The 23,448-nt window shown below is 45.0% G+C and carries 20 protein-coding genes; 19 read left to right on the top strand and 1 reads right to left on the bottom strand.

Annotated elements, in window-relative coordinates:
• Nucleotides 1-4 precede the first annotated feature (4 nt).
• The 16 genes from BMX95_RS07505 to BMX95_RS07580 all read left to right on the top strand — a co-directional run bounded on the left by BMX95_RS07505 (nucleotide 5) and on the right by BMX95_RS07580 (nucleotide 18,859).
• Nucleotides 5-2,365 (top strand): GumC family protein, encoded by a 2,361-nt coding sequence (locus BMX95_RS07505; RefSeq protein WP_081201449.1) that lies wholly within the window; start codon nucleotides 5-7, stop codon nucleotides 2,363-2,365.
• Nucleotides 2,366-2,382: 17 nt separating this feature from the next.
• Nucleotides 2,383-4,188, top strand: a complete 1,806-nt coding sequence (locus BMX95_RS07510) for an ABC transporter ATP-binding protein (RefSeq protein ID WP_081201451.1) — start codon at nucleotides 2,383-2,385, stop codon at nucleotides 4,186-4,188.
• Nucleotides 4,189-4,313: 125 nt separating this feature from the next.
• Entirely contained in the window at nucleotides 4,314-5,393 is a 1,080-nt protein-coding gene (locus BMX95_RS07515; protein WP_081201812.1) for a DegT/DnrJ/EryC1/StrS family aminotransferase, read from the top strand.
• A 2-nt stretch (nucleotides 5,394-5,395) separates the two neighbouring features.
• On the top strand, nucleotides 5,396-6,103 hold the full coding sequence (locus BMX95_RS07520) for a WbqC family protein (protein WP_081201453.1): 708 nt from the start codon (nucleotides 5,396-5,398) through the stop codon (nucleotides 6,101-6,103).
• On the top strand, nucleotides 6,100-7,059 hold the full coding sequence (locus tag BMX95_RS07525) for a hypothetical protein (protein WP_081201455.1): 960 nt from the start codon (nucleotides 6,100-6,102) through the stop codon (nucleotides 7,057-7,059). The genes BMX95_RS07520 and BMX95_RS07525 overlap by 4 nt, the downstream gene beginning before the upstream one ends.
• Nucleotides 7,056-8,378 carry a GNAT family N-acetyltransferase gene (locus BMX95_RS07530; protein ID WP_081201457.1) on the top strand — a complete coding sequence of 441 codons (1,323 nt, stop codon included), beginning with the start codon at nucleotides 7,056-7,058 and terminating at the stop codon, nucleotides 8,376-8,378. Before BMX95_RS07525 ends, BMX95_RS07530 begins: the two co-directional genes overlap by 4 nt.
• A 58-nt stretch (nucleotides 8,379-8,436) precedes the next feature.
• The gene (locus BMX95_RS07535; protein WP_081201459.1) at nucleotides 8,437-9,330 is read left to right on the top strand and encodes a glycosyltransferase; all 894 of its coding nucleotides are present in this window, start codon (nucleotides 8,437-8,439) and stop codon (nucleotides 9,328-9,330) included.
• Nucleotides 9,331-9,365: 35 nt separating this feature from the next.
• Complete coding sequence (locus tag BMX95_RS07540; protein ID WP_081201461.1) at nucleotides 9,366-10,259, top strand: glycosyltransferase; 894 nt, start codon at nucleotides 9,366-9,368, stop codon at nucleotides 10,257-10,259.
• Nucleotides 10,260-10,330: 71 nt separating this feature from the next.
• Nucleotides 10,331-11,317: a glycosyltransferase gene (locus BMX95_RS07545; protein ID WP_081201463.1), complete on the top strand. Its 987-nt coding sequence runs from the start codon at nucleotides 10,331-10,333 to the stop codon at nucleotides 11,315-11,317.
• 8 nt (nucleotides 11,318-11,325) lie between these two features.
• On the top strand, nucleotides 11,326-12,192 hold the full coding sequence (locus tag BMX95_RS07550) for a glycosyltransferase (protein WP_081201465.1): 867 nt from the start codon (nucleotides 11,326-11,328) through the stop codon (nucleotides 12,190-12,192).
• 84 nt (nucleotides 12,193-12,276) lie between these two features.
• Nucleotides 12,277-13,062 carry an FkbM family methyltransferase gene (locus BMX95_RS07555; RefSeq protein WP_165758970.1) on the top strand — a complete coding sequence of 262 codons (786 nt, stop codon included), beginning with the start codon at nucleotides 12,277-12,279 and terminating at the stop codon, nucleotides 13,060-13,062.
• Complete coding sequence (locus tag BMX95_RS07560) at nucleotides 13,055-14,254, top strand: glycosyltransferase family 4 protein (RefSeq protein ID WP_081201469.1); 1,200 nt, start codon at nucleotides 13,055-13,057, stop codon at nucleotides 14,252-14,254. The genes BMX95_RS07555 and BMX95_RS07560 overlap by 8 nt, the downstream gene beginning before the upstream one ends.
• Nucleotides 14,251-15,342, top strand: coding sequence for a glycosyltransferase family 4 protein (locus tag BMX95_RS07565; protein WP_081201471.1), 1,092 nt, complete (start codon nucleotides 14,251-14,253; stop codon nucleotides 15,340-15,342). The genes BMX95_RS07560 and BMX95_RS07565 overlap by 4 nt, the downstream gene beginning before the upstream one ends.
• Before the next feature lie 18 nt (nucleotides 15,343-15,360).
• The gene (locus tag BMX95_RS07570; RefSeq protein WP_081201473.1) at nucleotides 15,361-16,524 is read left to right on the top strand and encodes a glycosyltransferase; all 1,164 of its coding nucleotides are present in this window, start codon (nucleotides 15,361-15,363) and stop codon (nucleotides 16,522-16,524) included.
• A gap of 11 nt (nucleotides 16,525-16,535) precedes the next feature.
• Nucleotides 16,536-17,765: a hypothetical protein gene (locus tag BMX95_RS07575; protein WP_081201475.1), complete on the top strand. Its 1,230-nt coding sequence runs from the start codon at nucleotides 16,536-16,538 to the stop codon at nucleotides 17,763-17,765.
• A 68-nt stretch (nucleotides 17,766-17,833) separates the two neighbouring features.
• On the top strand, nucleotides 17,834-18,859 hold the full coding sequence (locus BMX95_RS07580; RefSeq protein ID WP_081201476.1) for a polysaccharide deacetylase family protein: 1,026 nt from the start codon (nucleotides 17,834-17,836) through the stop codon (nucleotides 18,857-18,859).
• Between the two features lie 124 nt (nucleotides 18,860-18,983).
• On the opposite strand, the gene BMX95_RS07585 is transcribed toward BMX95_RS07580, so the two are convergent.
• The gene (locus BMX95_RS07585; protein ID WP_081201478.1) at nucleotides 18,984-19,982 is read right to left on the bottom strand and encodes a GNAT family N-acetyltransferase; all 999 of its coding nucleotides are present in this window, start codon (nucleotides 19,980-19,982) and stop codon (nucleotides 18,984-18,986) included.
• A gap of 150 nt (nucleotides 19,983-20,132) precedes the next feature.
• Here BMX95_RS07585 and BMX95_RS07590 point away from each other — a divergent pair, with 150 nt between their 5' ends.
• From BMX95_RS07590 to BMX95_RS07600, 3 genes are all read left to right on the top strand, one after another.
• Complete coding sequence (locus tag BMX95_RS07590; RefSeq protein WP_081201480.1) at nucleotides 20,133-21,308, top strand: glycosyltransferase family 4 protein; 1,176 nt, start codon at nucleotides 20,133-20,135, stop codon at nucleotides 21,306-21,308.
• Nucleotides 21,292-21,900 carry a sugar transferase gene (locus BMX95_RS07595; RefSeq protein WP_090519333.1) on the top strand — a complete coding sequence of 203 codons (609 nt, stop codon included), beginning with the start codon at nucleotides 21,292-21,294 and terminating at the stop codon, nucleotides 21,898-21,900. Before BMX95_RS07590 ends, BMX95_RS07595 begins: the two co-directional genes overlap by 17 nt.
• 131 nt (nucleotides 21,901-22,031) lie before the next feature.
• Nucleotides 22,032-23,408: a DegT/DnrJ/EryC1/StrS family aminotransferase gene (locus tag BMX95_RS07600; RefSeq protein ID WP_081201482.1), complete on the top strand. Its 1,377-nt coding sequence runs from the start codon at nucleotides 22,032-22,034 to the stop codon at nucleotides 23,406-23,408.
• Nucleotides 23,409-23,448 lie beyond the last annotated feature (40 nt).

Consider the following 23,448-nt stretch of genomic DNA (forward strand, 5'->3'; position numbering starts at 1 on the left):
AGCTATGGAGCAGAAGTATCACGACGAGCCAGAAGAAGCTAAAGGTGGTTTTGATGCAAAACGACTTTTCGGTAAACTGGCAAAAAGCTATTACTGGCTTATTTTATCTGCCGGCGTTTGTTTAGCTGCCGCCTTCGTGTATATACGGTATACAACCCCGTTGTACCAGGTGTCTACCTTTATTGAGGTGCAGTCGCCGAGCGAAGTGAAATCAAATATATTGGGTGGATCGGCTTTTGGCTCAGGCCAGGCTGCCGCTGCCCAGGCAGCCCCCGATTTAAATAGTGAAATATTTAAACTGGAAGCTGCTGCATTGATCGAAAAGGTAGTTGACTCGCTGCACCTCGATGTGGAGGTAATGACAAAAGGCCGCGTGCTCGATAAACAATTGCACCTCGATTCATTGCCCTTTACCATTAAGTTAAAACGCTGGGATATCGACGAAGCTACACCCGTTTATAAATTACTGGTGAGCGAAGACAGCTATAAACTGCAATTGGAAAAGGAAGTGGTAAAAGGCTATTACAATGTGCCCCTGGTATTTAAACACGATACCATCACTATTGAGCCCAAACCTTTCGTTGCCGTCAGTAAAGGTATTTACCTGCTTCGCTTTCCCGGCCGGGACGGCGCTGTAGGGAAATATGCCTCCCGGGTTTCAGCTACGGCTGTGCCCAAGGGTGGTATGGCCATGTTGCAGATAACCGTAAAAGATGAAATTCCCGAACGGGCCAAACAGATAGTAGAAGTGCTGCTGCATAATTATGATGAAGCCAACTTCGAATTCAAAAGCAAAGCCCTGCGTACGGAGATCGAGTTTCTCGAAAACCGCCTGGGCACCGTGTCGTCAGAACTGGCGCAACAAGCCAATAAAGTAAAAGACTTCAAGGCTACCAATAAGGTGAACGATGTGCCTACATCGGCCAACCAGTTGCTGGGTAACCTGGTAACCCTCGATAGCAGAAAGGGGGAGAACCAGTTAAGGGAAAACCTGTTGACCCAGGTAGAGAACAGCATTCTTTCAAGCGGTCAGGAGCAGATCATCCCCAACGTTACCGCGTTGGCCGATCCCAGCCTGAGCGCTTTTGTAGATGCATATAATAAACTGGTGGTTAGAAAAAAGGAGATCCTCGACCGCGGGACACCTCAGGATATCCGCCTGCCTGATATCAATTCAGGACTGGCCAATGCAAGGAACAGCATTTTAACAAGCCTTAGCAGCATTCGCCAGCAGATCAGAACAAGCAATGCTTTTATTGCTTCCCAGGAGCAAAATGCTACCGGCCGCTTTCAGGGGATGACGGAAAAAGAAAAAGACCTGAACCAGACGAACCGGGTATTAGGTGTAAAAGATCAGTTGTATACCTTCCTGCAACAGAAGATAGAAGACAAGAAAATGGAATATGCTTCTGCAGGGATTGCCGGTACCCGTATTGTTGACTGGAACGTTAGCAGAAGCGTGAACCCCAAACCCTATATGGTGTATGCCATGGGTTTTATACTGGGTCTTTTGCTGCCGGTATTGATCATAGTAGTTCAGTTTATGCTGAATAATAAGATCGAGACCCGCGAAGACGTACACGGCATTACTTCGCTGCCTATTGCGGGTGAGATCATTCTCGATGACAGCAAGGCCGACCTGGTAATTGCAGAAGAAACCGTGTCGCCCATTGCCGAACAATTCAGGACCCTGCGTACGAATATCTCTTACATGGGGTATGGTCCTGATCAGAAAGTATTGATGGTTACTTCCAGTGTGAGTGGTGAAGGAAAAAGCTTTGTAAGCCTGAACCTGGCGAGCTCACTGGCCATCAGCAGTAAGAAAGTGGCGCTGCTGGAATTTGACCTTCGCAACCCAAGCCTGTCAGAACGGTTAGGGTTTAAAAAATCGATAGGCATCACCAATTATTTACGCGGTGAAGTACAGATAGACGATGTATTGCAATCAGTGCCTGAACTCGAAAATCTGACCTTCCTCAGCGCCGGTACTCCTTTGCCGCTGAACCCCGGCGAGATCATTCTGAACCCACGCATGAAATCGTTGTTCGATTACCTGAAGGCGCATTACGATTACATTGTAATGGATACGCCGCCGGTTGAAGCGGTTTCCGATGCATTGTCCCTGGGTAAACTGGCCGATTTGACCTTCTTTGTATTACGACATAAGTATACCGTGCGGCCATCGTTGAAATTGATCAACGAGTTGCACCAGGACCAAAAACTGCCGCATATTTCTTTGATCATAAACGGCATTAAATCTGGTTACGGCTTCCAGCATGTGTATGGTTATGGCTACGAGTACGGACAAATGGGGAAATCGAAAAAGAAGAAGAAAAGTTCAGACAGAAAATTGAAGATAGCGTAAAGCAAAATAAACGACCGATGAAATTCTCGCTCAAAAATAATTTCTATACTTATTTCAAATACTACTACGGCATCATTGGGCACAAGTTGCTGTTCTTTCTGGGGCTGAGCATTTTGATCAGCTTCCTGGATGGTATGGGCCTGGCTATGTTCATTCCCCTGTTAAAAGCAGTGGGCGAAGGACAAACCGCTCAGACAACTGCCGACCATTCAGAGTCGATGGGACAGTTACAGCACATGATCAATCTCATTCGCAAGATGGGATTTGAATTAACCGTGACTACTGTTCTGATGGCGCTGGTTACCCTGTTTGTATTTAAGGGCATTATGAAATACTTCCAGATGAAGTTTTATGCCGGCTTACGCGAAAAGTTCATTAAGAAAGTTCGCTACAAGCTGGTAAATAACCTGGAAGGGTTATCGTACAGCGCCTTTTTGAAAATAGATTCGGGAAAGATCCAGAACACGCTCACCACCGAGGTACAGCGTTTGTTTCAGTCGTTCAGTTTTTATTTTACTGCGGCCCAGGCATCGGTGATGTTGCTGACCTATATGTTCCTGGCATTCCTGGCCAACTATCAGTTTGCGGTGTTGGTTTGCGTTGGCGCGGTATTGTCCAACCTGATCTACAACAATATTTATAAAACTACCAAGCGGGCCTCTAACGAGTTGTCGAAGAAAGGAAGCGATTTCAACAGCTTTCTTATACAAACCACCCATTATTTCAAATACCTGAAATCGACCAACACCTTTAACCAGTATTCAAAGAAGTTAAAGAATGTGATCAATCAGGCGGAAGGGTTGAACCGGAAGATCGGTCATATGACGGCCATTGCTACCAGCATTAAAGAGCCCATCATCGTTATAATAGTTATGATGGTGATCTTTGCGCAATTGAACTGGATGGGCGCCAGCCTGGGAAGCATTATCCTGAGCTTGTTGCTGTTTTACCGCGCGCTCAGCTTCCTGGTAATGACGCAGAACTACTGGCAGGGCTTTATCGAGAACAGCGGTGGTATCAACGCCGTTACTTCTTTAACGAATGAAATGGCAGGGTTGCAGGAAGTACATGGTCCGGTTTCATTCCAGACCATTCAGGACAAGATCGAGTTGAAGGATGTGTCGTTGTCGTACGACAGCCTTCGGGTGCTGGATGGCATTAATATGGAAGTAAAGAAAAAATCGACCATTGCCCTGGTAGGTGAAAGCGGTGCGGGTAAAACAACCCTGGCCAATATGATTGCCGGATTAATACGGCCCGATACCGGAGAGTTGTACATCGATGCACTGCCTATGTCGCAATACAACCTCAACACGTATCGCGATAAAGTGGGTTATATTTCACAGGAGCCTGTAGTATTTAACGATACCATTTTCAATAACATCACCTTCTGGGCCGAGCCTACACCTGAAAATCAAAAACGCTTTAAAGAAGTGTTGCGGATGGCTTCCCTCGGCGGTTTTGTAGACGCGTTGCCGGAGAAAGAACAAACCCGGCTGGGTGATAACGGGATCCTGATCTCTGGTGGCCAGCGTCAGCGCATTTCCATTGCCCGCGAGTTGTACAAAGACACCGAGGTGCTGATCTTTGACGAGGCTACGTCTGCGCTTGACTCGGAAACAGAAAAGATCATTCAGGAGAATATTGAACAGTTACGGGGTACGTATACCATTGTATTGATCGCACATCGTTTATCTACCATAAAAGAAGCAGATACCATTTATTTACTCGAAAAAGGAACGGTAACTGCTTCCGGTTCATTCGAAGAAATGGTAAACAAATCATCCCGCTTTCAAAAAATGGTTTCACTACAGGGGATATAGTTGTTGCTTAGTTGATCGCTCTTTAAAAATAAAGTCAGACGGGCATGTCACGGTGCCTATACATCACGTTAACCTGGATTTTTCTGACACCTGTTCGAGCCATCAATAAAGTAATCAGAACCCCCATGATACCAGTCACCAAACCATTTATGCCCCGGCTCGAAGAATATGAGAGCTACATCAGGGGCATCTGGCAACGCCAGTGGCTCACAAACAACGGTCCGCTTGTCAATGAATTAGAGCTGCAGTTAAAGCAATACCTGAATGTGCCGCACATGTTGTATGTGAACAACGGCTCGTCTGCATTGCAAATAGCTATTAAAGCGCTCGGGTTAAAAGGAGAGATCATTACAACGCCATTTTCATTCATTGCCACCACCAGTAGTATTTTGTGGGAAGGATGGAAACCGGTTTTTGTAGACATCGACCCGCACACCCTTAACATTGACCCGGCATTAATTGAAGCAGCCATTACGCCACAAACTTCCGCCATTCTTGCTACGCATGTGTTTGGCAACCCATGCGATATCGATGCCATCCAGGAAATAGCAACCAGGCACAACCTGAAAGTTATTTACGATGCTGCGCATTGCTTTGGCACGAAATACAAAGGAAGATCTGTTTTTCAGTATGGCGATATCAGCATTACCAGTTTTCATGCCACCAAATTATACCATACCATAGAAGGTGGCGCTGTTTTTACCCAGGATGCCGATCTGCTAAAGGAAATGGCGTACATGCGCAATTTTGGCTTTAACGGTCCTGAAGATTTTGCCTGCGTAGGCATTAATGGTAAGAACTCGGAATTTCATGCGGCCATGGGTCTGGCAAATTTGAAGTACGTAGATGACCTGCTGCGGAAAAGAAAAGCGCAGTATTTGCATTATACCGAATTGCTGAAAGGGCTCGATATGCAAATGCAGGCCATCGACAAAAATGCCTGTCATAATTATGCGTATTTCCCTATCATTCTGCCATCGGAAACGGTGCTGAAGAAAATGGAGGCGCATTTGATTGGCCATGGCATTTATCCGCGCCGCTACTTCTATCCTTCATTGCATACGCTGCGGTTCGTTGAAAAATATGAATGCGCCAATAGTTTGTGCATAGCGCAGCGTATTATGTGTTTACCCATGCATCACGAGCTTACAGAAGAAGAGATGCATATGATCGTTCGAGTATTATTAAGAACACAGAATCATTAGCAATGAAGGCAGCTATTATGCAACCGTACTTTTATCCGTACATCGGCTATTTTCAATTGATCCACGCTGCCGACCGGTTCATTTTATTCGATGATGTACAGTACATCCGCCATGGATGGATCAACCGGAACCGGATCTTAAAACCCGGGGAAGGTTTTCAATACATCATTATGCCGCTGGCAGCGCATTCCAGGGAATCACTGATCAGGGAAATACAACCGGCCGATGCGGATAACCATAAAGACAAAATACTCCGGCAAATTGAACATTATAAAAAAACGGCCCCCTGTTACAAGGCGGTCCGCGCCCTGATCGGGGATTGTTTTTCGACACATCAGGATACCATCACCGGTATGAATGGCCATTGCCTGAAAACCACCTGTGACTATATAGGGCTGGAATTGGAAATAGAAGTGTCGTCGCAAATGAAATTTGATTATTCGCAGGTAAGGGATGCAGGGGAGTGGGCGTTGAGAATGTGTGAGCAATTGCGGGCAACAACGTACATTAACCCACCGGGTGGCAGGGAACTGTTTGATGCCGGTAAGTTTGAAGCCAGCAACATTCAGTTACAATTTCTGCAACCGGGGTTAAAAGCGTATAACCAGCGCAGACCACATTTTGAATCCGCCCTGTCGATCATAGATGTGATGATGTTCAACGAACCGGCAGCAATTAAAGACCTGTTAAACGATTATCAGCTTGTATGAAACCAGTGGGAGGATATTTTGGCCTGGAGTTAAATAAAGGCGGGTATTCGTACCACGAGGTACCTTATACTTTCAAAAGCGGCCGATCGGCTTTGCACTTCATATTAAAAGAATGTAAACCAACGCTGGTTTACATTCCTTATTACACGTGTAAAGTGGTTTTGCAATCGTTTGAGTCCGCGGGTATAGTATATAAATATTATGCCATCGATGATAAGCTGGAACCGGTTGCGCTACCTGAACTGGGAAAACACGAGTTTTTTTTATACACCAATTACTTTGGGTTAAAGAATACGGCGGTAAACAAACTTTCGACCAGGTATGGCAGTCAGCTGATCGTAGACTGCACCCAGGCATTTTTTACAAAAGGAAATGGCCGTTCGTGGTACTTTAATTCATGCAGAAAGTTTTTTGGGGTGCCGGACGGCGCGTATTTATACCCGCCCGATGCTATTCCGGTTCAACCAGTAGCAGGCAACAACGAAGCGTATGTAGTTGATCACCTGATAAAGCGGTTCAATGGGCAGGTGCAGGAAGGATATGCTGCTTTTCAGGAGAACGAAACACTATGCGGCCCTGAAATAACCGGCATGTCTGCCATTAGTCAATACCTGTTATCTCATATAAACTACCAGGAAGTGATGGCTGCCCGCAGGGCCAACTTCAACAGTTTACACTACATTTTCAAAAACCTAAACCAGTTTGCCATTATTACCGATCCCGAGAGCGTGCCCATGGTTTATCCGTTAATTACCCCCTATAAAACAGACCGGGAAAAATTGTACAGCAATGGAATTTATGTGCCCACCTTTTGGGCCGAAGTAAAGGAAGGAAGTAAATATGGGTTTGAAACGGAACAAAAGCTGGCAGAAAGCTTGTTGCCCCTGCCAGTTGACCACCGCTACCAGGAAACGGACATGCAAAGCATGGCAGCTGTTATTCAACTTGCCAAATGAGCTACAATGTATACATAAGGCCCTTGCGCGAAGCAGATGCACTCACTTCGTACCAATGGCGCAATGATCCCAAAATATGGCGGTTTACCGGTAAGCGGCCCGACAAATACATTACTCCTGACATTGAAAGAGCATGGCTGGCGTCGGCACTGCGCAGGGAAAATGAAAAACGATTTGCCATTTGTTTGTGTGACGATGATACCTACATAGGAAATGTATTCTTTACCGATATAAAAGACGGCCAGGCCCTGTTACACATTTTCATTGGGGAAATACGGTACTGGGGTAAGAACCGGGCTTATGAATCTGCCTGGCTGGCGCTTGAACAGGGATTCACGCAGCTGGGGCTGCAACAGGTGAATCTTGAAATGCATAAGAATAATCCAGGGATAGGGAATGTAACAAGAATGGGCTGGCAACAGGGAGCTGAATTGGAAAACGGGTTTGTACAATACAAATACACCCGCCAGCAGTTTGAACAGGTTACAAAACAAACAACGCCCCTGGTTTCCATTTGCATCCCAACCTATAACCACGGCAAATATATTCGCCGGTGCCTCGAAGGCGTAATGATGCAGCAAACCGGTTTTGCCTTTGAAGTGATCATTGGCGAAGATTGTTCAACCGACGATACCCGTAGTATCATCCAGGAATTTGAAAAAAAGCATCCGGGTATAATAAAACCTATTTATCACCAACAGAATGTAGGCCCGCAACGAAATGCGTATGAGTTCTGCTGGCCTCGCCTAACCGGAAAATATATAGCTGTTTGTGAAGGCGACGATTACTGGACTGATCCGCATAAACTGCAAAAGCAGGTTGATTTTTTAGAAGCGAATGGGGAGTTTGTACTGTGCTTTCACGAAGTAAGAACAGTTTCGGAAAATGACGAGGTGCTGAGAGAGGAAGCCGGCGACTTCAGGGTGTTTGACTGGAAGAGCATTTTTTATCAGCACATTCCTACCATGTCGGTTGTTTTTCGCAATTGTATCCCGGTTACGCATGAAGATTTCATTCATGTTACCTATGGCGATCTGTTCCTGTTCGCTGCCTTGTCGAAATACGGCAAGCTCGCCGAGCTGGATTTTATAGGCGGAAATTATCGTAAACATGCCGGCGGTGCTTTCAGTGGCAGAAGCATGGAAGAGAAATACAAAGGCTCCATTGAAACCAGGAAGTTGATGAAACGGTCGGCGTTGTTTAATGAGGACCAGAAAAAGGAGATTGAAAAAACAATGTGGCGCGAAAAGAAAAAGTTTGCGAAGAACCTGATCAAACATGGTAAACTAACGAGTAGCATTAAGATACTTTTTTTATAACTCAAATCTTATCTGTAAAAGAAAAGACTTTATAAATCTACGCACCTAAAGAAATATTATGAATACTAAGAGATTCGCTGCATTTGTGGTTACATTCAACCGTGCAGAAATTTTAATGGATACCATTCATAAGATCATGTCCCAAACGTTACCCCCTGAAAAATTACTGGTGATAGATAACGGTTCTACAGATGAAACCAGGCAAAAGCTGGATGAGTTATATCCGGAAGTGGCTTACATCAAAATGGGGTACAATGCAGGTCCTGCCGGTGGCGATAAAGTAGGCCTGGAAACATTAGCTAAGGAAGGATACCAGTGGATCTTCTGGGGCGATGACAACGATCCCCCGCCAACACCGGATACATTTGAAAAACTGGTACACCTGGGTGAGACATTCGGGGATCGATGTGGCCAGGTGGGGATGGTGGGCAGCCGTTTCAATAAATTCACCGGATTGCTGCAACGGGCAACCAACGAAGAATTGCGCACAAATTCCTTTATAGAAGTAGATACCATTGGCGGCGGACAATGTAAGATCGTAAATGCAAAATCCATCCGGGATGGCATTCTTACGGAACCCAAATTGTTCTTCGGGTTTGAAGACCTTGATTTTGATCTGTCGCAGAAAGAAGCCGGTTACAAAATACTCGTACACAGCGATCTGTTTTTAGGCTGCCGCGAACGCTGGAACCGGATGCGTGTGGAGAACACGGTTGCCCGTAAAAAAGATGAAAAAGTATTGTGGCGGGATTACTACAGCATTCGCAATGCATTGTTCATTATGAAAAAGCACCGCCATTACCTGGCATTCTTATCAATTCTGCTAGTATCATTTGGAAAAAGCCTGCTGAGCTTTAAACATGGCTTGCGCTATGGCAGCCTGGTTATGAAAAATACCTGCAAGGCGGTTCGTGATTATGGTTTAAGAAGGTATTACAAGCAGGCTATTTAAGCTTGAGAAAATTAAACCCATAAAAGAAACACCATATGACCGAGAAAACGTTTGCAGCCTTTATTGTTACGTATAACCGTCCTGATATTTTGATGGACACCATTCAGAAGATACTCGATCAAACGAGGCCACCCGATAAGTTGCTCGTTGTTGACAACAATGACAACGACGATACCAAAAACAAACTGGCGCAATTATATCCGGGGGTAGCGCATTTGAAGGTGGGGCATAATTCAGGATTTGCCGGTGGTGGCAAAATAGGTTTGCAAACGTTGGCTCAGGAAGGTTATAAATGGGTACTGTGGGCCGATGACAACGATCCGCCCTACACAAGAGATACACTCGAAAAACTGCTTCAGCTGGGAGAATCCTACGAGGGAAATTGTGGCCAGGTGGGTGTAGTGGGACATAAAATAAACAAACGCACCGGGCTGGTAATAAGAACCACCAATGAAGAGCTGGAAAAAGGCGAATACCTGGAAGTGGATACTATCGGCGGCGGTATGATAAAAGTGATCAAAGGCGAAAGCGTGCTGAAAGGAATTGTGCCTGACCCGAAATTGTGGTTTGGCTTTGAAGACCTCGATCACGATCTGTCACAGCAAAAAGCCGGTTATAAAATACTCGTGCATTCCGGTTTGTTCCTTGATCTGCGGAAGAAATGGAACCGGTTGAATTTTAAAAAGACGGCTACCGTTCGGAAAAAAGAAGAGAGCGTATTGTGGCGGGATTATTACAGCATCCGCAATTCGATGCGGGTGATGGTTAAAAACGGTTATTACCTGGCTTTCTTTTCCATCCTGTTCGTGTCCATTGCAAAAACCCTGGTAAGTTATAAATACGGTTTCCGGTATGGCAGACTGGTTACCCAAAACACGTTCAAAGCAGTGCGTGATTACGGACTGAGCAGATGGTATAAAAGAATATAAAAGACAATGCATCAATACGACCACCATTAGACCACCGGCCAACGAGAATATTAAACCCAAAAATCTCCCGAATGATGTCTTCGAACACATGTGCCATATTGGTTACATACAACAGGCTCGATACCCTTAAAACGGCCCTGGACCATGTACTGGCCCAACACCTGAAACCTGCAACGATTGTTGTAGTGGACAACAACAGTACCGATGGTACTATTGAATACCTGCAGTCGATAGATGGACAAAACAATATCCACTGCATTTATATGGATAATAACACCGGTTCAGCCGGGGCCATTGCCGCAGGCATGGAATTCGGCTTAGCCAATACGCATAATAAATATGATTATTTCTGGGTGCTGGACGACGATACCTTTTATGCACCCAATGCTTTGCAGGACCTGGTGGAGAACATCGGGAACAGCGAATTCTCTATGATCGGCCTGCATGGCGCCCACATAAAAATGGGCCGGAAAATACAGGTGAAGGACGATGTGCGTTTGCAGGAAGTAGACTACGCCATGATCGACGGTGCGCTGATAAAAGCAGAAGTGGTTAAAAATGTAGGTACTATATGTGAAGAGTTTTTTATGATGTGCGACGATCATGAGTATTCGGTACGTATGCAACGCAAAGGTTATAAGATCGGCGTGCTGAAAAATGGTGCCGACAACCGATTGTACCTGGGCGGCGGCGGCCAGTTTACCCGTGCCACCCTGTGGCGTGGATATTATTCTGCCCGCAACCACATATTTATCATAAAGAAACATTTCTCTTTCGTAAATTTATTTGGTTATTGCCTGCTACAATCCAAACTGTTAATCACCGCCGCACTTCTTGCCCCGGACCGCTTCAAACGCGTACGCTTCAGACTGATGGGCATTTTGCATGGAATATTAGGCAAGGGAGGCAGAACGTTAGATCCCGGCACACTTAAGTTTACGACCCAAAAGGCATTGAAGTATGCGAAGTCGAAAAAACTGGCTATTCATATACCAGTGATCACTACGCATGTACTTGATGTTTTTGATTACCTGGAACTTAGTCTTAATGTAATTTAAAGGATACTATGAATACAAGGGTTTGCGCAATTGTAGTGACATATAACCGGCTCGAGACGTTAAAGACGGCCATCGCGCACATACTGGCCCAAACGGTGCCGCCCACTGAAATTGTTATCGTTGATAACAATAGTACAGATGGAACAAAAGAATACCTGCAAACACTGCAAGGGAAAAATAGTATTCATTGCATTTACATGGAAAGCAATACCGGCTCGGCCGGCGCCATTGCAAAAGCCATGACGTATGGGCTAACCCGTAATGCATATGATTATTTCTGGATCCTGGACGATGATACTTTCTATGCACCCAATGCATTGAAAGAACTGGTTGAAAGCATAGAAGAAACCCCGTTTGTGATGCTGGGCCTGCATGGCGCCAACTTTAAAATGGGTGCCAAGGTACATGCCGATCCCAACGTTCGGTTACAGGAAATAGATTATGCCATGATTGACGGGGCCCTTATAAAAGCGGATGTGGTGCGCCAACTGGGCCCCCTGTGCGAAGAGTTCTTTATGATGTGCGACGACCAGGAATATTCCATCCGCATCAGAAGGGCCGGCTACAGGATCGGGGTGCTGAAGAACGGGGCCGATGATCGCCAGTTGCTAGGCGGCGGCGGACAGTTTACCAAAGCCACCTTATGGCGCAACTATTATTCGGCCCGCAATCATACGTTCATTATTAAAAAGCATTTCTCCCTGTTGGAGTTCATTGCTTATCTCTACCACCAGGTGAAACTGTTGCTCACAGCAGCTATCCTGGCGCCAGACCGTTTTAAAAGGGTGCAATTCCGCTTATTGGGCATCTGGCATGGCATCAGGGGAATTGGCGGCAGAACGCTGGACCCCGGTACACTGAAATTTGTAAAGTAAAAACCTGTTAAAACCCCCAAAACACTGTAATAGAACCCAGGAACCGGCTACCGAATGCTGAATCGTTTAGAAAAAAAGAAACATATGACTTCACAGTTCAAGAAAAAGGTAGTTACGACACTTCGTTATGTTTACAAAGTTGGCATCGTTAAATCACTAATGATTGGATTAGCCATGAGCGCCTCGGGAGAAGAATATGAAGTAAAATGGAAAGGACGGCATTATCACATCAGAAAGCACTCCAGTGATTTCAAGGTTTTTCGGGCCGTAGCAGTATTTGGACAGTATAACGTTCCCAGGATCACCAATAAGAACGTTAATACCATTATTGACCTGGGTTCGAATATTGGTTTTTCAGTGATGCACTTTAAATCGAAATTCCCCCATGCCCATGTTATTGCGGTGGAGCCTGAAAAGAAAAACTTCGACCAGCTGGTAAAAAATGTAAAGACCTATCCAAAGGTCGATTGCCTGCAAAATGCCATCTGGCACTCCCAAAAGAACCTGGGTATCATTGATAGCGGCCTGGGCGAATATGGCTTCAGAACGGTAGAAGGGAATCAGAAACAGGTGGGAAGTGTAGATGCTATTACCATGGACGACATCATTGACCGATATAATTTACAAACGATCGATATTCTCAAGATCGATATTGAAGGGGCCGAGAAAGAGTTGTTTACCCATAATTACGAAAACTGGCTGCCTAAAGTACGCTGTATAGTAATTGAGTTGCACGATGCCTTCCGGCCCGGTTGCGCTACCGCCTTTTTTAAAGCGATCTCAAGCAGGGATTTTGATATTTTTTGCAAAGGAGAAGATATAATAATAACATTTACCGATACCAAACAAGAGGTTGTAGAATATGCATAGCGATACTATTACCGGAACTGATTTCAGGAACGTGACTGTTGCCGTAGACAATGACGCCCCAACCCGCATGAGTAAAAAAGTATTATTTGTTATAGATACCTTACAAACCGGCGGTGCTGAACAAAGCCTTTTTGCCAATGCCATCCGGTTTAAAAATATGCAGCCGGTGGTTTGCCACTTATATGCCGGCGATCTGTTAAAACAAAAGTTTACCGCACACAACATTCCTGTTTATTCAGTAGGACTGAAAAAGAAATACGGATTTACCGAGGCTTACAAACAATTAAAAGCAGTTGTTCAAAAAGAACAGCCGGATATAATTGTAGCCTACTTAACCCGGTCAGAACTGATTGCCCGGCTGGTTGCCCGTTTCAGCCATATTCCGGTTATAGGCACGTTTGTGAGTGAACTCTATTCCGATACTTACAACACGGCCCTTTCTGTAAAGGCAAAAATGGCGGTGTCGTTTTTTAAATGGGCCAATAAAACAACGGCCCGGTTTTGTAAGGGATTTGTTGCCAACTCAGCAGAAGTAAAAAGATCCAATGCAAAAGCATTAGGCATTGCGCTCAATAAAATTGAAGTAATAAACAGAGGCCGGGATAGTGATCTATTCCGGTTTCATGTTCCCCTGGTACAACCGGGAAAGCCACTCAGGTTTTTAAACGTTGGCCGGTTGGTACCGGTGAAAGGCCAGCGCGATCTGATACTGGCTTTCAATGAGTTTTTATCCGCCTGCCCCAACGCTGTGTTACACATAGCCGGTGAGGGCCCGGCACGCGAATCGTTATCAGCGCTGATCGATGAGTTGGGATTGCAGAACAAGGTAGTGTTGTTGGGAAGCCGCGAGATACCAACGCTGATAAATGAGTATGATTGTTTTGTTTTTCCATCGCACAGTGAAGGGTTCAGCGGTGCCATTGTAGAAGCCATGTTTGCCGGGTTGCCGGTGCTGGCCAGTGATATTGCCGTAAATAAAGAAGTGATCACTCATTTGGAAACCGGTTACTTTTTTGAAAAGGGATCGGTAGAAAGTATAAAACAGGCTTTGTTGTGGTTCAAGGATAATGTAGCAGTAGCCAACGCATTTGCCGTAAAAGCGAATGAACATGCCCGGCAAAATTTTGAACTGGAGAAAATAGCCGGTAAGCTGGAAAATTATTTACTCAACATGATCATTGTAAAAAATTGACAATACTTCAACTGGTTCAGAAACCCCAATTGCGCGGGGCGGAAATGTTTGCCTCTCAACTAAGTACCCACATAAACGAAAAAGGCGATAAAGCAATGCTGGTATTTGTTTTTCCGGGTAAAGCGCCTTTGCCATTTAGCGGTGAAACAAAACACCTGAACGGTTCACCCAAAAAACGCATGTGGGATATAAAAGCCTGGCGCAACCTGGCACAGCTCATCAAAGAGGAAAAGCCCGATGTGGTGCAGGCCAATGCAGGCGATACTTTAAAATATGCGGTGTTCTCGAAGTTGTTCTTCAAATGGAAACAACCCATTGTTTTTAGAAACGCCAGTACCATTAGCCTGTACATAAAATCTGCCCCGGCTAAACTATTGAATGGCTTTTTCTTTAAATACGCCACTCGGATTGTTTCTGTAAGCAGGACCTCCGCATCAGATTTCGCGAATCTGTTCCCGCAATTCAAAGAGCGGATAGTAACCGTGCCAATTGGAATTGAAGAAGCTGAATTGAACGATGCCGGAAAAGGAAATGTATTGCCCGGCGCATCGAAACCGGTACTGGTGCATGTAGGCGGGTTCACTTATGAAAAGAACCATGTTCGCCTTATCGGGATCTTTGAAGGTATTCTGAAAAAACAACCTGGTGCCAGTTTACATTTTGTGGGCAGCGGGCCCTTGCAAGGGCAAATAGAAGAACTGGTAAAACAAAAAGGACTCGAACAACACGTACATTTTTACGGGTTCCGCAATGATGCCATGCAGTTTATAAAGAATGCCGATGTCTTGTTATTGCCCAGCATCATTGAAGGATTGCCTGGTGTAATACTGGAAGCCTTTTATTGTAAAACCCCGGTGGTGGCTTATGAAGTGGGCGGCATCCCCGAAGTAGTGATCAACAATAAAACGGGTTACCTGGTGTCAAAAGGCAATGAAGAAGCCTTTGTTGACAATGTGCTGAAAGCGATAGATAAAACGCCGGCCAATGAACAAATGGTGCAAAACGCCTGGCAACTGGTGATGAACGAGTACCTGAATACCCGCATAGCTGCTAAATTTTTGGAAGTATATAACGATATAAAGAAATAAGACCCCCCCCACAAAAACATGGATACATTGAACAAAACATATATCCGTCAAACGTACCAGGACCAACAACCCGTTCCGGTATTGCACATTATTAAATCACTGGGCCGAGGCGGAGCAGAGATGTTATTGCCCGAAACCTTGCGTCAGCACGATAAACAGAAATACGACTTTCATTATATGTACTTTCTGCCCTGGAAGAACCAGATGGTGTCGGCCATTGAAGAAGAGGGTGGGAAAGTGGTTTGTATCCCCGCAAAGAACAATGCTAAAATATTACTGGCCGTACGCAGGATAGCGGCGTATGTGCGCAAACATAATATCCAACTCATCCACTGCCATCTCCCCTGGGCTGGTATGGCTGCCCGTATAGTAGGCAGAATGACCGGGGTGCCGGTTGTTTATACCGAACACAATAAATGGGAGCGCTATCATAAATTGACCTACCTGTTAAACAAATTTACCTTTGGAAGTCAGCAACGTGTTATAGCCGTATCAGCAGAAGTGGCCAACTCCATTAAAACAAATTATGGAAAAGCAAAACCGCTGGTACAGGTAGTGGCCAATGGTACAGATACACTTAAGTATTCCCGTACCCAAAACACAGGCAACGATATCCGCGCAGCATTTAATATTCCGCCAACCGCCACCGTAATTGGTATTACCTGTGTATTCAGGGCACAAAAGCGGTTGGGCACCTGGCTGGAAATTGCGCAGGCGGTGCATGCAAAAGACCCCAACACTTTTTTTATAATTGTAGGAGATGGTCCATTGAAGGAAGAGATCCACGCCAAAGCAAAAACACTCGGTACTGATCAATATGTGTTTTTTGCCGGACTACAAACCGAGACCCGTCCGTACTTCGCCGCCATGGATATTTTTATGATGAGCTCGGAGTTTGAAGGACTGCCCATTGCCCTGCTGGAAGCAATGAGTATGAATTGTGTGCCGGCCTGTACTGCCGCCGGTGGTATACCTGAAGTAATAAAGGATAGTGAGAATGGCGTATTGGTACCGGTTCAGGAACCCATGCAACTAGTGGAGCGTTTATTGGCCCTGATACAACAACCCGCCGAAGTAACCAGCATGAAACAAGCTGCCCGAGAAACAGTGATCAACGCTTTCAGCATGAAAAAAATGGTGGGCGAGCTGGAGACCATTTACAACGATTTGATTACAAAATAAAACTCAGGACTGTGATAGGTGGAATACTTTTAGTGATCCTGTTTTATGCAATAACGTTGCCGTTACTGCAAATGATGAAACGGCGTTTGCCCTTCTTCCAGGTGGGGTTAATGAAGAACCTGTACTGGTTCCATGTGCTGTTTTGCATCATTTATTACGTCTTCCAGTTGTTTGCTCGTTCCGACTCGCAGGACTACTACCTGCGGGCGGCACAGAATTATGCCAACTGGTTCAGCGCATACGATACAGGTACGCCCTTTATTGATTTTACGGCTTACCCGTTCGTTAATTACCTGGGCTTTACTTTCGAAATGATGTTTGTGCTGTTTGCCTACATGGGGTATTGGGGGTTCGTATACTTCTATGTGTATTTTAAAGAGAATACGAAGTACCGACATAAGATCTGGGGCATGGAGCTGATCCCGCTGTTGTTCTTTCTGCCCAACATGCACTTCTGGACTGTTTCGCTGGGTAAAGGATCGATCATCTTCTGGGGACTGGGCATGACGATGTATGGCCTTAGTAAGTTAAAGACCCGCAAGTTGCAACTGATATTAGGGTTGCTGATCATTTATCATGTACGCCCGCACGTTTTTTTGTTTATGGCTGTTGGTATTGTGGTGGGGATGTTTACCGGCCGGCAAAAAGTACCGGTATGGCAAAAACTGCTGGTGTTTGGAGCGAGTATAGGCGCAATGGTTTTATTGTACGATAAGATCATGGCCTTCTCAAAGATAGATGGCGACAACGTATTGCAGAGCTTTAACCAGTTTTCAGCCGTTCGCTCGTACGAGTTGTCGAAAGCAGGGTCGGGTATCGATATCTCTAATTACCCGCTTGCACTGAAATTATTTACCTTCTGGTTTCGCCCCCTGTTTGTTGATTCACCGGGCGGCATGGGGTTGCTGGTATCGGTAGAAAATGTTTTGTACCTGGCACTTACTGCCAAATTGTTCCAGAAAGGATTTATAAAATTCCTGCGCAAAGGCACCGCCTTGTTAAAGACAACTGCAGTTGCATTTATAGCCACCTCGTTTGCTTTGTCCAACACCATGTCGAATATGGGCATCATCATCCGGCAAAAAAGTATGATCATGTACTTTTTGTTGTTTGTGATCGTGATGTTCCTCGATTATAAAAAAGACCTGCAGGTAATGAAGAGGAGGAAGGCGATGGAAGCGAAGGAGGAAACGCCACCGGTTAAAAATGTGAAACTGGCGATAGCCGGAAGTAGGAGGTAGGAAGTAGGAGGTGGGGGCGGGCGAGGCCCGGAACTTTAAACTAAAAACTTAGAACTTAAAACTGAGATATGCAAGGTATATTCACCGTATCACTCGATTTTGAATTGCACTGGGGTGTTTTTGATAAAAGAGACCGGCAGCAGCGGGAAGCCAATTATAAAAATACATTGCGTATAGTTCCGCAAATGCTGGAACTGTTCAGCAAATACGATGTGCATGTAACCTGGGCAACGGTTGGTAGTTTGTTTGCTGCTAACCGGGAGGAATGGGAAACCTTTAGGCCTTCCATTGAACCTGATTATGCGGTAGAAAAATATTCAGCGTATAAATGGGTTCGTCAGCATGGAATGGACTCACAATATCAATGGGCGCATTTTGCACCGGAAGAAGTAGCAATGATCATGAAGTACCCGGGACAGGAACTGGCCACCCATACGTTCAGCCATTATTATTGCCTGGAAGAACAACGGGAGAAAATGGCCTTCGACGCTGATTTGAAAGCAGCGGTTAAAGCAGCTGAAAAATTCAAAGCGCCTATGCGTTCGCTGGTATTTCCGCGTAACCAGTTCAACCCCGAGTACCTGAAGATCTGTTACGATAATGGGATCAAAACGGTTCGTTCCAATCCCGATGGGTGGTTCTGGTCGCCGGTTACCAATGGCGGCGCTGGTTTCATGCGCCGGGTATTCCGTACTGCAGATGCGTATATACAGGTAGGTGGAGTAAGAACTTCTTATCCTTTAAGTAAAATAAAGGTTACACCGGGTGAACCATTGCAATTGCCGGCAAGCCGGTTCTTACGGCCCTGGAATCCGAAATCGGAGCTGGCCAATAAAATGCGTTTGCGCAGGTCGTGCCAGGAGATCCGCATTGCGGCACAGAAAAAAGAAGTCTATCACCTGTGGTGGCACCCCGAAAATTTTGGTGATTATCCCGAACAGAATTTACAAAGCCTGGAAGTACTGTTGAAAGAATTTAAAAAATGCCAGCAGAAATATGGGATGACGAGCTGGAATATGGGCGAGTATGATCAATACCTGGTACGTGAAGCAGCGCCCAAAGCAGTAAAACAGGCAGACAAAGTATTACAATAAGACTACTGCATGTAAAAGATTAATACCAGGCAGCCACATATGTACCTGCCTGGTGTAGGATTTCTTCCCTTAAAATAAAGAACAGTCGGACTTTCCCGGCTTACCAAACCTGGCAGCGGAACGATTAAAAAAGTTCCATATCGCCCAGAGAATAGCCCCAGTTTTTAATGTCCAGTAATTCGGGAAATTTTTCATTCATGTTCAAATCTCTTAAGGTAACAATGGGACCACGGTGCTGAACAGGTATTATTCCCATCCAGTTAAGAGCAGCTTGATGTGATTGATATTGCTGTCCTGAAAATGAAATGACCTGTATTTTATGTTTTTTGCAGTAGGGGAGAACCACCTTGCTGATGCTGGAGTTGATGCGCCTGTTTGATGAAGGGTTATTAAATAACATACAGTCTACCAGGCGCAACTCTCTGGTAAAAGAATGTTGCTTGATGCGGCCGATGAGCAGGAAGTTTTCGAAGTCGGTAAAATAATTATAGCTGAACAGCGGGTTGTCGGCGTAGCGCCACCGGATATACGAAGCGGATAACACAGTATTTAATTGTTCGGTATTCTGAACATATTTATCCATTAAAGCAAACACCCTGGGGTCCCAGGTTTGGGTAGGTGTGGGATCTTCGGTGGTTGAAACGCCTTTCCCTTTTTTGAAGGCAAGCGCAAGGCCCAATGCTACCGGGTTTCTTATTTTAAATTTCAAGGGCATTCTGCCCTGTTGCACCCAGCCCATTTTTAGATAACCAGGCCTGCTTTGATCATTGGGCGTATTAAATACGAAATGTACGCCCTGTTGTTTACACAGTTCCAATTGTTGCAGGGTCAGCTTTTTAAAAATACCTTTTCCCTGGTGATCAGGATGGGTAGCAGTATCTACGGCCCGAATGGCTTTATAAGTAGTGTCTTTCCATTTCCACTGCCATTGCATAAACGCTCTTAACCCAATGAGCATTCCGTTTTCTTCGGCCAGCAATACGAAAGAAGGGCCGAAGGGGTTTTGTTCATGTTTCCAGTTCCACAGAAATTCTGATTTGGGTATAAGCCCTTCACCCAGAGATTTTTTTAATAGTTCTATCATTGCGGGTTTGTCCTGGGGCGTGGCGGGTCGTATTTGCATGGTAAGTAGATTATGATTGTTGTAGCCGGGTTAACGAATTGAAAAATAAATTACGAACATTTTTTCTTCTTTACAATATTGCAGCTGTATAAAGGTAAGCAATCTTTATAGCGTACCCGAATTGGCGAACCTCATACACAAACAGATAACATGAAATCATCGAATAAACTGATCCGGATAACTACCGTGCCTGTGTCTTTAAGTGTGTTACTTAAAGACCAGCTCCGGTATATGTCTGATCATTTTGAAGTACTTGCAGTTTCCTCGCCCGACAAAATGCTGGAGCAGGTTGGTGCCCGTGAGGGCGTACGAACCGCTCCTGTACCCATGACGCGGGCTATTACTCCCGTGAAAGATATTAAAGCATTGTGGAAGTTATACAGATTGTTGAAAAAAGAAAAGCCTGCTATTGTGCATACGCATACACCCAAAGCGGGGTTACTGGGTATGATGGCCAGCCGTCTGGCGGGTGTGCCTGTACGCATGCACACCGTAGCCGGTATGCCATTGATGGAAAATACCGGGATGAAAAGAAAGGTGCTTGATTTTGTAGAACGGCTTACCTACAGTTGCGCCACACATGTATACCCGAATTCGAAAGTGCTGGCCGGCTTCATTCTGGACAATCACTTTTGCAGGGAACAAAAAATGAAGGTGCTCGGCAATGGAAGCAGCAATGGCATCAATACCCGTTTTTTTCAGCCGGGGGAAGAATTGAGTAAAACGGCCAGTGAGTTGAGAAAGAAATTCGGACTAACCGATAAAGACTTTGTGTTTGTTTTTGTAGGCAGGCTGGTAAAGGATAAGGGGATTGAAGAACTGGTAGAAGCATTCAGCGAGGTAAAGGGAAAACACCCGAATATTAAATTGCTGCTGGTGGGGCCGTATGAACCGGAACGCGATCCTTTGGCTCCGGCTACACACACCATCATTGAAACAGATAAGTCGATCATTCATGCCGGGTTTCAGCAGGACATCAGGCCGTTTTTGATGATCAGCCAGGCGCTTGCCTTTCCTTCGTACCGCGAAGGTTTTCCTAATGTGCCCATGCAGGCCGGCTGCTTCAATCTGCCTTCTATAGTGACCGACATCAATGGGTGTAATGAGATTATAGAAGACGGTAGAAATGGGCTGATCATTCCGGCCAAGAGTGTACCGGACCTGCAAAATGCCATGAACCGGCTATTGACCGATACCTCTTTATATCTTACTTTGCAGTCCAATGCACGCAAGATGATCGTGGACCGCTACGAACAGAAATACCTTTGGGAATTGTTGTTAAAAGAATATCACGACCACTTAAAAGCTCATGCAATTGTATCGTAATTTTTTTAAGAGATGCCTCGACTTTGTAGTAAGCCTGATCGCATTCAGTTTACTACTGCCGCTGTTTATACTCGTTACCGCTTTATTATATATCGCCAACCAGGGCAGTCCTTTCTTTGTACAGCCACGACCCGGTAAAAACGGAAGCATATTTAAACTGATAAAGTTTAAAACCATGAACGATAGGAAGGATGCAGCGGGCAACTTATTATCAGATGCGGAACGTTTGACCGCTATTGGAAAGTTCATCAGGAAAACATCACTTGATGAAATTCCGCAATTGATCAACGTCATTAAAGGCGAAATGAGTTTAATAGGTCCACGTCCTTTGTTGGTGGAATACTTACCTTTATATAGCACTACTCAAAAAAGAAGACATGACGTGCGGCCCGGCATCACCGGCTGGGCACAGGTAAATGGACGCAATGCTATTGGCTGGCAGCAAAAGTTTGAACTGGATGTATGGTATGTAGATCATGTAAGTTTTCGGTTAGACTGTAAGATTGTCCTTTTTACTATTATGAAGGTTGTTAAAAGTGAAGGCGTTAGTCAACAAGGCCACGTAACCATGACCAAGTTCCAGGGAAACTAAAGGTTTCACCTGATCCCTCCTCCAAATATTCCTCTGTATTACCCGGTTATTCTGCTAAAATAATCGTAACTTATTATTACGTGGTTAACTTATGAACGATTAAACACTATAAACCCTAAGTTGCTCTGATTATGATTCGATTTTCACCCCCTTATATCGATGATGATATAATTAAAGAGGTCACCTCTATTTTGCAAAGCGGCTGGCTGACCACTGGCCCTGCAACAAAAGAACTGGAAATGGAAATGGCTTTGTTCTGCAATATTGATCATACCCTGGCTGTTAACTCAGCTACATCGGGTATGATATTGATGTTACATTGGTATGGTATTAAAGAAGGCGATGAAGTAATTGTGCCAGCCTATACCTATTGCGCTACGGCATTGGCTGTAATGCATGTAGGTGCCAGGCCGGTTATGGTGGATGTAGGAAGTGATTTTAATATCGATTGCGAAAAAATAAAAGAGGCCATTACCGAAAGAACAAAAGCGATCATTGCAGTTGATTTTGCAGGCTGGCCTTGCGATTATGATGGCATTTACAGCATCGTGAATGAGGAGGACATAAAAAAGAAATTCCGGCCGGCATCGGATGCGCAACACCAGTTGGGCCGCATCATGGTCATGGACGATGCCGCCCATGCGCTGGGCGCCACATACAAGAACAAGCCCATAGGTTCCTGTGCCGACATTACTGTATTCTCGCTGCATGCCGTAAAAAATATTACTTCTGCCGAAGGGGGTGTTATTGCCATTAATCTGCCGGCGCCATTTAATAGCGAAGAAGTGTATAATACGCTTCGCATCTGGAGTTTGAATGGCCAAACAAAAGATGCCTTTACAAAAACAAAGGCCGGCGCCTGGCAATACGATGTTATTTATCCTGGTTTTAAAATGAACATGCCCGATGTACTGGCCGCAGTAGCATTGGCGCAGTTTAAAAAATATGAGAACCTGTTGCTGATTGAAAGAAAGCGGGTATTTGATTTCTATAACAACATCTTTTCAAAATACGATTGGGCTATTTGTCCGCCGTATCAGCAAAGCGGCTGTGCTTCTTCTTATCATCTGTATCCATTACGTATCAAGAACGGTAATGAGGAAGAACGCAATAAAATTATTGAAGGCATATCAGGCCGGTCTGTTGCTGTAAATGTGCATTTTACACCATTGCCTATGCTTACTGTGTTTAAGCAGGCTGGTTATAAGATCGAGGACTATCCTGCATCTTATAATTTATATAATAACGAGATATCACTTCCCATTTATCCTCAGCTGACCAACGATCAATGCAAAACTGTAACAGAAGCAGTTATTGAGTCAGTTAAAGAACTGCGGCCGGTGAAAACGCTGCTTCGTTCCATATTATTCCCGGTAATGATTATGATGGGCGGGTTAGAGAATGCCACAATGTCCGATGAGCGGGAAATCGATGATGAAGAGACATACAGCTATGCCGAAGGCTTTGTGAAACGCAAGGCTGGCCGGTATTATCGGTTTACCGCTTAGTGGTAATTTGATTAAAAAAATAAGGGTTTACCCAATTATA

Source organism: Niastella yeongjuensis (assembly GCF_900110245.1).
GTDB classification, from domain to species: domain Bacteria; phylum Bacteroidota; class Bacteroidia; order Chitinophagales; family Chitinophagaceae; genus Niastella; species Niastella yeongjuensis.